The organism is Paenibacillus sp. FSL R5-0378 (genome assembly GCF_038009285.1).
In the GTDB taxonomy this organism is placed as follows: Bacteria; Bacillota; Bacilli; order Paenibacillales; family Paenibacillaceae; genus Paenibacillus_AQ; species Paenibacillus_AQ favisporus.
Map to the genome: position 1 here is coordinate 2621799 of NZ_JBBPAY010000001.1, position 12281 is coordinate 2634079.

Sequence of the window (12281 nt, forward strand, 5' to 3'; positions counted from 1 at the left end):
GGCGGAGAAAAGCAAAGGTTGTCCCAGAGTGAAGAGCTTTCATGGTCTAAATTTCAGGATTAAGGCGTGGAGTAACAATATGTGGTATAGTATAATCATCAATGCACACAATATATGGTACATGACGAGCGGATTTGCGTTTTAAATGGGGATATTTCGTTTATTGAATGGAAGGAACCCGGCTACATACAGGCCTTTCCCGGAAGTGAACCGGCACTTTTAGCGCAGTCGGCAGACCGACATCATCCGCTGATCGGAACGAAGAGCCGATACGTTCGGCAGAACAGTCATGGGAGGAGAATGTAACAGTGAATCAAGTTCAGAGCAAACAGAAGCTTGAGGGGTTAAGCGAAAAAATCTTTTTGGACCGGTATGCTTGGAAGGACCCGGACCCGAATCACGCCAAAGTTGGAGACGTCGTACTTGTACTGACCAAGGACGATCCGAAGTTTCCGACAAAGGAAGTCGGCGAGATCGTATCGCGCGAGGGGAAACGGGCGACGGTAAAAACACGCCGCGGCGAGCTGGTGGAGACGGATGTCGAGAAGCTGACGCTGAATATCGAGAAGACGCCTGAGGAAATGTGGGACCGGCTGGCCGGGGCCATGGCATCGGCGGAGCCGACGCCGGAGCTGCAGGCCGAGTGGAAAGAGAAGTTCCGCTACATTCTGGAAGACTGGAAACTCGTTCCGGGCGGGCGGATCGCCGCCGGAGCGGGTGCCAGTGACGAGCTGACGCTGTTTAACTGTTACGTCATTCCTTCGCCGAAGGACAGCCGCGGCGGTATCATGGCGACGCTGTCCGAGATGACCGAAATTATGGCGCGGGGCGGCGGTGTCGGCATCAATCTGTCCTCGCTCCGTCCGCGCAGATCCGTGGTCAAGGGCGTGAACGGATCCTCGAGTGGTGCGGTATCCTGGGGCGGATTGTTCAGCTACACGACCGGCCTGATTGAGCAGGGCGGCAGCCGGCGCGGCGCGCTGATGCTCATGATCAACGACTGGCACCCGGACGTGCTCGATTTTATTACGGTCAAGCAGACGATGGGACAAGTGACGAATGCCAACCTTTCCGTCTGTGTCAGCAATGATTTCATGAAGGCGGTCAAGGAGGACCTGGACTGGGAGCTGGTATTCCCGGATACGACGGATCCGGATTACGACGAGCTGTGGGACGGCGACCTTGAGAAATGGAAGCAGGGCGGCCATGCCGTCATTCCGTACCGGACGGTAAAGGCGAGCGAAATCTGGCATACGATTATCGAATCGGCGTGGAAATCAGCCGAGCCGGGCGTCGTCTTTATGGAATACTACAACCAGATGTCCAACAGCTGGTACTTCAACCCGATCATTTGCACGAACCCGTGCGGCGAGCAGGGGCTTCCGGCATGGGGCGTCTGCAACCTGTCTGCGATGAATCTCTCCAAGTTCTACGATGAAGAGAAGCATGACGTGGCTTGGGACGAACTGGCGACGGTGACGCGTTATTCCGTGCGTTTCCTGGATAACGTTATCGACACGACGCCATACCATTTTGAAGAAAACGAGAAAAACCAGAAGAAGGAGCGCCGGATCGGCCTCGGTTCGATGGGTCTGGCGGAGCTGATGATCAAGCTGAACATCCGGTACGGCAGTCCGGAATCACTTGAGTTCCTCGACAAGCTCTACGGGTTTATCGCCCGCGAAGCATACCTGGCATCGGCTGACATTGCAGAAGAGAAAGGCTCGTTCCTGGCGTTTGACGCGGATCCGTATTTGCAGAGCGGATTTATGAAAAATATGACCGAGGCGTTCCCTGAAGTCGGCACGGCCATCCGTGAGAAGGGCATGCGCAACGTGACCGTCATCACCCAGGCGCCGACCGGCAGCACGGGAACGATGGTCGGCACGTCGACCGGTATCGAGCCATACTTCGCGTTTAAATATTTCCGTCAGAGCCGCCTCGGCTTCGACGAACAGTTCGTACCGATCGCGCAGGACTGGCTGGACGCCCATCCGGGTGAAGAACTGCCGGATTACTTCGTGACGGCGATGGATCTGACGGCGGAAGACCATATCCGCGCCCAGGCCGCCATTCAGCGCTGGGTGGACAGTTCCATCTCGAAAACTGCGAACTGCCCGGCCGACTTCACGGTCGAAGAAACGAAGCGGCTGTATGAGCTGGCGTTCGACCTTGGCTGCAAGGGCGTGACGATCTACCGTGACGGCAGCCGCGATGTGCAGGTGCTGCAAACGGAGAAGAAGGAAGACAAGAGCGAAGCTAAGGCCGCTCCAGCTGCGGAAACAGCTGCCCCCGAGGCTGCCGTACCGGCTGCCGCAGAGGAGGCGGGTGCCCAGGTAGCCGCTGCCGTGGCAAGCAGCCAGAGCTCCGTAGTGGATAAGCAGTACAAGCGCCGGCCGCAGGTGCTGCGCGGTGCAACCTATAAGATCAATACGCCGTTTGGCATGGCGTACATTACGATCAACGACCTCGACGGCATTCCGAGCGAGATCTTCCTGAACGTAGGCAAGGCAGGCTCCGATGTGTTCGCCATGGCGGAAGCACTGGGCCGCGTCTGCTCCCTGTTCCTCCGCTACGGCGACCATGGCCACAAGGTGGAGCTGCTGATCAAGCACCTGAAGGGCATCGGCGGGTCCGGCGCGATCGGCTTTGGCGTCAACCGTGTGGAATCGATCGCCGACGCGGTCGCCAAGGCGCTGGAAGCGCATGTGCAGAGCGGCATCGAAGATGACCATCCGGAGCCTGCGCCCGTGGCAGCTACGCTGGCACCGGAGACGGCGGACCATGGCGGCACACACTCGCACAGCCATGATGCGCCGAAGGCGTCGGTGGATTTGTGCCCGTCCTGCGGGGCTGCGGCGCTGATCAATATCGAGGGCTGCAAGACTTGCGGCAACTGTGGGTATAGCAAGTGCTCGTAAGAGTGGATGTGTTGATAGGGAAATAGAGAAGAGAAAAAGAAGATAGAGAAAAAGAGAGTACGTTAGATAGATTCCCTCTCATCGTTCGTGTATGAGTTGTAACAAAACACACATGTCCTTCGCCTGATCCTCAATGGATCAGGCGTTTTTTATTTAAGCCGGGTTACCGGGTAATAATCCAGGTGTTCTTCTAACTCGAATCGCTCTGAAGCGTAGATAACGAAACGAGGACCGGACCAGCAAAATCCGATGTCTCCTCGCCTTTGAGATTCCGAAGACGAAACAGGAAGGCATCGCCTGGTTCTGACTTCCACACGATATCATCGACGGATTTCCATTTTCAACCCTTCATTTCCCGTATGAAGAAACAACAGTTTTGTCCTTCGACTGAAGCAGTTTTTTGGGATCCTGGAACGCTCTAATCAAAGAGATTTCATCCACGTACTTTGTATTTTCTTCAGTATGGGAAACGAGGATTTGAAACTTCACATACTGGTTCGGGAAGATTTAACGAACTTGTTTCCACTTTAAGAAAACACTTCTATTTTTGATTATTATTAAGGGCGGAGGGGTAACTCATGGAAGACAGGCTTGAGCTCATTCAACAGCGATTTGAAGCTTAGAGGTAACTCTTTTATATTCAATGAGTAATGAACTTGGTCATCGTTTCAATAAATATTAAAATTCGTAATTTTATTATCAGCGCTTACAAAAACATTCATCAGAGTACAACGGTCTGCCAGTATTCTTACAAGCGAGTGGTTTTTGAAGCTCTCGTCGAAATTCCAATCTGTCGGTAGTAAACCCAACACACCTTGTCTATTGAGATAAGTATTCTTAAAGAAATTCCAAAGTTGATCAAATTCCGCATCCTTCAAAGGTGTGATTTGTGTCATGTCAACATTATACAGTTTTTTTGCAGGAATCGATTGATAATTATACTCATGACCGTATAGGTCAGTGATATAGGTATGAATTTGACCAGAATCCAGTAAGTCGTGTATCTGAATTTTTGATTCAGGTCTTAATTTTCTCATAGAGATGTCGATTTTACCATCATTGGTTTCCTCTCTAACGGCTTCTTCAAAATGAGGCATAAGATGGACTGAAATCACATTTTCGATCAATGGGTTGCCTACAGGGAGATATAAAGAATCAAGATTCATAGTTATGGAGGGAAACAGAAAAAACTGTGTGATATTTGATATTATTGGGTTAATTGTTCGATCAATCTTAATTTCCGTATGCTTAACCGGAGAAGTGTTAACTTCGCTTCTTGGCTTCGCCTTTAAGTCCTCTATTCTTATTTCCTTAAACAAACTCATTAGTAAACCTCCTTTCATGAAAGGGTGGGACTTCGCTTTTCTTTCTGCGAAAGCGTCAAACTGGTCCGCACGAGTCCTCACCTGGATCTCCCCCCCGTACAATTAATCCGTAGACGCTCTCTGAGCTGATCTTAAGGCGTTTTGCCGCCTCCTCAATCGTTAGATAGCCTCAATCCTTTTTTCATTCAAATTTGCCCCCTTTGCGAAAGTGCGCCAACTCGAAGTCGATCATAACGCTCGGTCAGACCCTTTTGAGCGAAGATAAGGTTTATTTCTTAAATTATTGAAGCGATGCCGCAATGTCAAGCATCATCTGCTTAGTCAGAACCCCACTATCCATCTCTAAATATGTGTCATCTTGTATCCAGCGTAAATAGCCTCCTTTATCGTGATTAACCCAAGCCTCAAATCTCCCCTCGATCCCATTTATGTAGACTTTTTCTCCACGCAAATCAAACTTAAAATTCTCCTCGTTTATTTCAGTTTTACTGGTTTTGGTACGAGCATCCATTATCGTTTTGATTCGCCTAACCTTATAACCAGCCGCTTTATGTTCTTCCAATCCAAACTCATAATTTTGTCCTGATGCATCGAAATAATGGATTCGGACCCTGGGAATCGGGGGATCAAGTTCAATTGAGTAAGGCTCCTTAATTTCAATCTTGTTCTGTTTAAGTGAACTATCCGTTGGAAGGAGCAATTTAAAATCCGTAGCCTTCCTGAGGTGATTCAAATCATTTGCCGTCAAAAAGGAAATTGTAAGCATTAAAATTAGCGATAATCTTAACATTTGAGCACTCCTTGTATTTTTGTTAGGTAGTATGCCCTTTTCATAGTTAATCATTGTCTGTTCTGGATAAAATAAAATCTAAGCATACAGGTTGAAGGAGTGAGCAAATTTGAAAGTCAAAGTAAAACTGCTTTTGCTGCTGTCGACATTTTTAGTTGTAATGAGTGTAAGTGGAATTTGTTTAGCTTCACCAGAAGAGCAAGTAAAGGAGTCAGTAAAAGATATACGAACCTACACGTTATCTATTCTTCATGGTGAAGTCAATGAGGCGATTTCAAAAGAATTTCATATTACAGATTGGGGGTTCTTTCAAAGAAAGTTTGCGAAATAAATGGCACCAGCCTTACTTTAGAAGGGGATCTCTTGGGCAATAAAGTCAAAAAGAAAATCAGAATCGAGTTAGAGAAGCATGACAACTCAGGCTATAAGGTAACACCGTGTTTCGGAAATTCCCTACTAAAGGTTGTTGGGCGTAAATAGCTTATCTTACCCAATGCTTCTGAAGGGCAAATATAAAGTTGCCTGACCATAGCAACGGATATTTGAATATTATGAAATGGGGATTTTTGTTATAATCTTTCATCGAATGTACTATAATTAGAATTAAGCTCATTCTTTATTTAGAAAGTGGCATAGGAGTGAAATTCCCTCGAATCCAATATCAAGCCCTTCGGAAGAATTAGCGAGTCATGCAGATATTGATAGTATGGATTCAGTAAGAAGGATCACAACAACTTTAGAGTGGGATCCAGATACCAGTCCAGATGTTGATTTCATAAACTTAGATATATAAGCTTAATTTCTATAAAATACGGAGATTTTTTCCGACAAGAAAAGCAAATCATTTTTAATGAATCCGAGATAGCACGAGCCAAAAGGGACATTGGACCCAATACGAAACAATTAATCCTTAACTACGGATACTTTTTAAGAACTGATATACATTGAATTTCATTAATTAAGGAACCACTGCCATGAGACAGTGGCTCCTTATTTTGTTTGACTCGAGCATGGCGCCGGCGAGTGATTTTTAGCTTCATTGGTTCTTCGTTCGATAAACGGATTCATAAATTCATTAAATCCGGGAAGATATACCTTCTCGCGTGGCGAGATTAGGACATACCCCTGTCCGCCAACACCAACCGTAAAAGCGAAATGTTCATTTGATTTCGTCGTTAAGCTTACTTGAAATGGACCTCCTTTTGGAAGTGGACCAAGATAAGGTTTGATGTTTTGCAGCATGATGATAAGCGAATCAATTTCTTCACTTTTCAGCGTCCAGCAAAATTCACCCCATTTTACATACGCTGTTTGAACATCATTTGCAGTCAATCTAAATACGCTAGATTTAGATGGAGACGACTCAGCAACAGTTGCGAAGCCGTAAATCAGAAGGCAGATACCAAGCAAAGCGAATAATTTCCTTTTCATTTTTTCACCATGTTCGTCTGAGAGTCTCCAATAAACAGCGTCGGTTTTTTCGTTATTGAAGCGAGTCTGCTGCCTTTATTAATTCTTGCAAGTGAGTTTCGCCTTGTGTTTTTTTGTTCATACTCAAAAAGTAAATAACTTCATTATCCTTATCTTGAAACACAATATAATCAGCCACATGTTCTTTTTTGTTTAGATAATAGGCATGTCCATCTTTAAGTTGAATTTTCTCACCTCGATTAACATTCTCATTAAGTATTCCTTTAATAGCTTTAACTTCAAATTTTAAATTGTTATTCGTATCTAAATAATCTAAGGTTAAGGAACCTTTAGCTTCATCGAAGAATCCACCAGTATAGTTATGTTTAAGGGGGACATACTGGGGGACTTTTATGTTCCTTTGAAATTTATTTTCGAATTGTCTTTCAGCCTTTTGAATAGTGGTATAACTCGCATGTATGTCCTTTTCAGATACATTTAATTCAGGATAGTGATTTGGATTAAAGAGTAGTGTGCTACTGATCAACGCTGTGAAAATTTTTAGTAACATTTTGTCTCCTTTTTTATCCCTCTTGGCATTTTCGATAGGTATTATCGCCTATCAATAGGAAATATGTTCCCCATATAGGCAGATTTTCATTCCCAGATGAATCGGTTTTTCAAAGACCGGTCGCCTGCCCTGCAGGGATGGAAATCCAAAAATAGGGAACATTATTGTTGACGGAAAGGTGGAGTAAGCATGTTAAGAAAAACTATCCTAATTACAGCTGTAATGCTGTCTCTTTCAAATTTAGCTGGGAAAAGTACCTATGCAGATCATCATCCCTCGGGTGTTGGTATCTATTCAGGTCCAAAATTGTCTGCTGTTGAAGAACAAAAAGAGAATGAACGGATTGGGCTGATTGTTACTACATTTGGTGACTTCGCGCGAGTAGACCAGGCAATAGGCTTTAACGAATCCGAAATCGCTAGAAAAATGAGCGATATTGGACCCAATACGGAAGAGATAATAACCGATCATGGGGTCTACGTAAAAATACCGGAGTTCATGTGGTATCCATAAGAAAGTGCGGGGGCGTGGTGCTTATGAAAAAGTGGGTATTACTAATGCTTGTTGTGATTTCTGGATTATATTTCCAAATAGGTGTTACAAAAGCAGATTTTCAATTACAGAAACCGTTATTAACACGTGAGGATATTTCATCTGTTCAAGTCAACGGTTTATACGGTCATTCTCGCTTATTTAGAGAAAATGATGGGTATGAAGAAGTAATCATCGCAAAGGTTATCAAATGGATTAACACATCAAACCTTTCCACTGGACCAACTGAATTAGAGCTTAATAAAACCTCTACTCTCCCGAATTTGAGAATAAACATGAAAAACGGTAATGTTTCAGTTATTGAACCTGCATATAATTGTTCATCTGCATCCAAAACAAAGATATGCACGCCAGCGGAAGGTGAGGTTATATACACCTGGAACAATAAGAAGGTTCGATTGCAATCCAGAGAACTGTTCGACTGGCTATTAGTCGGGTGGAAATATGAAAGTGTAGGAGTTTCTAAAGAAGAGTTGCTTGAAGAGACTTTATACTTCAGATACTATCCTTATTTCGATGAAACTTACTCGGATTTTATCATGTGTCCCCGAATAGATAAAATTGAAAGAATAAACGGGAACACAAAAAGACATATTGTTCATTTGAGTGCGTTAAATTATAGCGCACATCATGGTGATGTTCCCTACGATAGAATCCATGTTACGTTGAGTGACACTCCAGAAAACGGTGTTAAGATAATTAAAGTTGAGATAGAAAAGGCTGTTCCTGAGAAAGAAACTGCCCAACAATGTAGACGAGAAGATTAAATCATGGGGATGCAAGACTGATCAGGAAAAAGGAAGTGGGGACGCCCACTTCCTTTTTCCTATGTCTGATATAAGTTTGTCCGAGAGAATCAATTTTGACTATCTCATATAAATGACGACAAAAGGGTATATCCAAAAATGTTAAACAGTAACTGGTCATTTAATTTCCAATTTTCTTTCTTAAACAAACTAGGTAATCAGAATTAGTAACACAAAGCAGAACTGGTTACACATAGTATGTAATATTGAGGTGATTGCTAATGGGCAAGGGAAAAGCAATCCGTTCCAATCCACTTACCTGTCTATTTTAAATTTACTTATTTGTAGTTCTCACTGCTTAAAATGGATTATCATGGTAATTGGGGTGAAGGGACAATGTTAAAGAATTTTCTGATTGGTTTCGTTGTTGTAATATGTCTATTAATTTTGGTCGGTATCTACCATTTCATTACCACACAATAGTTGCGGGGAATCTCGTGGGAACGAAAGGATGGGCCTTGGGCATTATTGGATCAATTTTAGGAATTGTTCTGTCCGTATTTTTGATTTTTTGGTTTCGCACAGATCCCGGAGACATTCAATATTTGGTTGTTATCCTATTTTTGCTTTTGCCTTCATTTCTTGCCTTTTATGCAGTATTAAAGGCATCATTCAGTATGCTGCTAATAGCTGACATATGGACAACTCCTTTAATATGTTATTTGACTTTTTTTGGACACGGTATTCCTAAATTTTCTCTATTAATACCTTTGCTATATACTATCAATCTATGGATTCTAAAGTATAAAAGAGAAGAACATTAATTATTGTTAGCTATATGAGCCAGGAATCGTTACCGATGCTAACAAGATTGGCAGCGAACATAAAATAAACCACGTAGGTGCTCAATAGAGCGAAGTCTCGGCATTTGTGCACCGTCATCGACCCTACTAATGCCGAGATTCTTATTTCCTTAGCAGCAATTTGATCTTTATGTATATGTATACGTAAATATCATATCGCGTATAACTTCAGTCAAAATAAGGATTTAACGTGTATACGTATACAAAACTACCCGACCTAATAAGTGCTCGTAAATAGAGCGTGGTCATGCACAGAGATGAAAAAAATAAATAAAGCGAGTTGAGTTGTAGCACATTGTAAATCCGAAGATTGATTAACCGGCAGTTTGGGGAAATACCCTCAAGCTGCCGGTCTTATTTTTCCTGCCGATCTTTCAATTTGGATGAAGGAAAAATACATTGGTATTAGTCGAATAAGTACAATTCATTGCCGAATTGGAGAAAAAGTAAAGCAGAGTTATGTAGATTGTACCAACTCTATCAAGGACCTTTTAATGACAAAGCGTTAAGTCTAGAACATCGGGAAGCAATCGCCCAAACTTTCCTGGCTTTAACTAGGCAAAAAATCGAATCATGCGGTGGAGAATTAATCATTTCAAAACCGGTTGCGGCTTTTATTTGTGATTCGAATGAATTAAGCCTGGCATAACCTTAATTCATTGCCTGGTTGCGTCCCTGATGAGTAAATGAGACACCTATTAGGGTGTCTCGTGATATTCGGCAGCCGTATTTTTCTACGGAGTGAAAGACTCCTTTCTTACCCAAGCTCCACCTTCATCCGTACTCCGGTAAAACATCGTAGCGTAGCGGAGTGCTCCTCGTGCCGCTTCTTCAACAGATGAATATCTATTTTCCGATGGATCGTGGGGATCGGTTTTGTCCGCGTTTTTATAGTAATGGCTTAGCTCATAAAAATAATGGTCGTTCTGATTTCTGAGGATATCAATTTCAATTTCTTTACCATCGATTATAACCTTTAGTGTTCGGACAATCTCGTGAACGGCTTGGATATCGGCGTGAAGATTTCCGAGTTCAGACAGATTTAACATCGTCAGTATCCTCCCAATAGCTTCCTTTACCAAAGTAATCTTTACATACGTTGTTGAGTGGCTGCAACACATCGATCATCCCTTTTAAATCACATGTATGGAAGGTGTTATTGATATCACGATTTTCGTCCTTAATTGAATATACATGGATCTCAGCGCAGCCATCCCATCTAATATCATCATCCTTATTCACATTCATCGTTTATTCGGTTTCCAACTCAGGTATGTCATCAAAGACGTTTGCCTTTGGCACCTGGGTCATATTTTCTTTTTGCTGAACCCAATACCCGATATTACGGTACCAATCCTGAAAAGAGTCGTCCAATTGCTGTTCCCGATTGCTGTCCTCATTAACGTCAGAATCAACTTCCATCTCCTTCCTTAGAACCCCATAAACATCCTTATTAACCCAGTCTTTCCGGTCATCGGCATCATTAAATGTATCCATGTAGATTTAACCTCCTGAAGTCTATGGCCCTTTACCCATTTTGGTTAATTTGCTTGATCAAGGAGAGATTTATACAATCGTATTGATTCTTCGCAAGCAGGCATCGAATATTTGATTTGGGGTCTGCTTCATTTAAACTATTCATTCAACTGTGAGAAAAAACTGCCGTATAACCGGCAGAGCAGGTTTTTTGATGGCTGCTTTTTTCATTAAGCTATTCTAGCTAATAGCTTGTCAATATTTAATTCTTAATGGTTAAAGTCAAAGGTGCTATACTTAAAAGAAAGCATAACAAATAACCGTCCCATAGGATTTGGGAAGGTTTTCCTCAGAAGGTGAGCCTTTCTTGTTTAGCTCAGTCGAAATGCTTCTTTTTTGGTTAGAATCGCATAAACCCAATGGATCAGCTTGTTTACACAGGCAATTACGGCCACTTTAAACGGTTTGCCTTCAGCACGCTTTTTCTCGTAATAAGCTCGGAGCTTTTGGTTGCGAGAGCTACGCAGACCACAGCGTACGGCTTGGTATAAGGCCGTTCGGAGTCTTCTGGAACCGCGTTTAGTAATCGTGTTTCGGGTCGCTGTAAACTTGCCGGAAGAGAACACGCTTGGATCGATACCGGCAAATGCAACCAGCTTTTTTGCATGATCAAATCGATCGATTTCCCCGATTTCAGCCAGAATTGTTGCAGCAATTTTGGTGCCAATGCCAGGTATCGATTGGATCAAATCATATTCCTGTAATTCTTCAGCTAGAGCATCTATCGACTGGTCAAGGTTGGCTAGATGCTCCTGGTACTGAAGAAGTAGGTTAATAAGCAACTCCAGTGAGATAAGATGGCTTGGAAAAGCTGTCTCCTTGAAAGGATTGCGCTCCGCGGCAGCCATTAGTTTCTGGGCACGTTCAAGCGCCCAAGTGGAAGAACGCCCAGCAAGGCACTGGATCGTTGCCGTGATATCTTTCAGGGATCTGACCAACACTGATTGAGACGTAGAGTGAAGAGTCAGAAAACGAAGTGACACCTTCGAATACAGGTCACCAAACACACCATGATATTCCGGAAAGACCTGATCAAGAACCGCCTGAAACTGTAGCTTCGCTTGCACATACATATCCGTTAAAGACTCATGCTGCCGTGTCAGATAGCGCAAATTCATCAGATATTGGCCGCGCTTTTTATAAGGTTCCAACTCTTCTTTGTAAAACAATTCCCCCAGTTGGTACGCGTCAGCAATATCCGTTTTCACCTTACGTAAGTTGGTTTTTTTGGCCTGATGTGAAATCAATGGATTAATAACGATGTACAAGTACTGATGCTCATCTAGAAACTGAACGACAGGGCTATGGTAATGCCCGGTTGCTTCTAACACGACGGCAGGACGCAGACCTGTAAAGAACTCAAGCTCCTGTGCGTATCGCAGAAAAGACATTAGCCCCTCGAGATCATGCCCAAAACGGAAGATTTTGCCGTGAGGCATTCCTCGATTTGAAAAAGCTTGTGCATGACTTTCTCCTTTGGAAATATCCAACCCGATGACGGGATTCATTCAATCACTCCTAGTCTATATTCGCCGGCAGCCCCTAACCTTCTTGTCGTCCATATTAT

11 protein-coding genes are annotated in these 12281 nt (G+C 43.6%); 4 read left to right on the forward strand and 7 right to left on the reverse strand.

What is annotated here, in order from left to right; all coding sequences use genetic code 11:
• Positions 1-308: 308 nt before the first annotated feature.
• The gene (locus tag MKY74_RS12390) at positions 309-2921 is read left to right on the forward strand and encodes an adenosylcobalamin-dependent ribonucleoside-diphosphate reductase (RefSeq protein WP_076170204.1); all 2613 of its coding nucleotides are present in this window, start codon (positions 309-311) and stop codon (positions 2919-2921) included.
• A gap of 668 nt (positions 2922-3589) precedes the next feature.
• Here the strand turns inward: MKY74_RS12390 and MKY74_RS12395 are convergent.
• Both MKY74_RS12395 and MKY74_RS12400 read right to left on the reverse strand, forming a co-directional pair.
• Positions 3590-4246 (reverse strand): hypothetical protein, encoded by a 657-nt coding sequence (locus MKY74_RS12395; protein WP_076170203.1) that lies wholly within the window; start codon positions 4244-4246, stop codon positions 3590-3592.
• Between the two features lie 280 nt (positions 4247-4526).
• Positions 4527-5036 carry a hypothetical protein gene (locus MKY74_RS12400; protein ID WP_076170202.1) on the reverse strand — a complete coding sequence of 170 codons (510 nt, stop codon included), beginning with the start codon at positions 5034-5036 and terminating at the stop codon, positions 4527-4529.
• Positions 5037-5145: 109 nt separating this feature from the next.
• Between MKY74_RS12400 and MKY74_RS12405 the strand changes: the two genes are divergently transcribed.
• Entirely contained in the window at positions 5146-5367 is a 222-nt protein-coding gene (locus MKY74_RS12405) for a hypothetical protein (RefSeq protein WP_076170201.1), read from the forward strand.
• Between the two features lie 659 nt (positions 5368-6026).
• Here the strand turns inward: MKY74_RS12405 and MKY74_RS12410 are convergent.
• Together MKY74_RS12410 and MKY74_RS12415 are read right to left on the reverse strand one after the other, a co-directional pair.
• Positions 6027-6467, reverse strand: a complete 441-nt coding sequence (locus tag MKY74_RS12410) for a hypothetical protein (RefSeq protein ID WP_076170200.1) — start codon at positions 6465-6467, stop codon at positions 6027-6029.
• Between the two features lie 52 nt (positions 6468-6519).
• Positions 6520-7017, reverse strand: a complete 498-nt coding sequence (locus MKY74_RS12415) for a hypothetical protein (RefSeq protein ID WP_076170199.1) — start codon at positions 7015-7017, stop codon at positions 6520-6522.
• A gap of 189 nt (positions 7018-7206) precedes the next feature.
• Between MKY74_RS12415 and MKY74_RS12420 the strand changes: the two genes are divergently transcribed.
• Positions 7207-7530, forward strand: coding sequence for a hypothetical protein (locus tag MKY74_RS12420; RefSeq protein WP_076170198.1), 324 nt, complete (start codon positions 7207-7209; stop codon positions 7528-7530).
• Between the two features lie 23 nt (positions 7531-7553).
• Positions 7554-8336: a hypothetical protein gene (locus tag MKY74_RS12425; protein ID WP_076170197.1), complete on the forward strand. Its 783-nt coding sequence runs from the start codon at positions 7554-7556 to the stop codon at positions 8334-8336.
• Between the two features lie 1576 nt (positions 8337-9912).
• Here the strand turns inward: MKY74_RS12425 and MKY74_RS12430 are convergent.
• The 3 genes from MKY74_RS12430 to MKY74_RS12440 all read right to left on the reverse strand — a co-directional run bounded on the left by MKY74_RS12430 (position 9913) and on the right by MKY74_RS12440 (position 12222).
• Complete coding sequence (locus MKY74_RS12430; protein ID WP_076170196.1) at positions 9913-10227, reverse strand: hypothetical protein; 315 nt, start codon at positions 10225-10227, stop codon at positions 9913-9915.
• A gap of 202 nt (positions 10228-10429) precedes the next feature.
• On the reverse strand, positions 10430-10675 hold the full coding sequence (locus MKY74_RS12435) for a hypothetical protein (protein ID WP_076170194.1): 246 nt from the start codon (positions 10673-10675) through the stop codon (positions 10430-10432).
• 350 nt (positions 10676-11025) lie between these two features.
• A complete protein-coding gene (locus MKY74_RS12440; protein ID WP_076177140.1) occupies positions 11026-12222 on the reverse strand; it encodes an IS110 family transposase in 1197 nt (398 codons plus the stop codon).
• Between the last annotated feature and the right edge of the window lie 59 nt (positions 12223-12281).